1 pseudogene is annotated in these 438 nt (G+C 65.8%); it reads left to right on the forward strand.

Annotated features, from left to right (window positions below):
• Positions 1–438 (forward strand): annotated as a pseudogene (locus AC1DN0_RS41525) (alpha/beta hydrolase); the annotation flags it as partial.

The following is a 438-nucleotide window of genomic DNA, read 5'->3' on the forward strand; positions in this document are numbered from 1 at the left end:
ATGGTGACCATGAAGCAGGTGGCACCCACCGACTACCTGGCCAACAAGCGCGGCGACGTGCTCACCTCCGGCAAGTTGAGTGCGGCCTCGCAGGAAACCCTGAGCGTGATCGGGCTGGACGAGGACCTGTGCGCCAAGGACGTGGTGAGCTGCCAGAAGACCCTGGAAGACACCGCGGTGTTGCCCGAGGAACAACGCCTGTCGGCACTGTCCGAACTGTGGGTCAAGACCGCCCTGGGGCTGAGCCCCAAGCCCAAGGACCGCGACAAGCATCCGATGAGCGATGCCGCGCTGGACGCCTGGCTGGAGGCCGCGCGCTATGCCTACGCCTACCTGTTCTTCAGTGGCCGCACCGCGTCCGATCGTGCGTTCGAAGACCGCCAGACCCAGGTCCGCGACTACTACAACTACGCTGCCGAGCAGACCGCGGCGGTGGTG

It is taken from the genome of Cupriavidus sp. 05N39 (assembly GCF_056397325.1).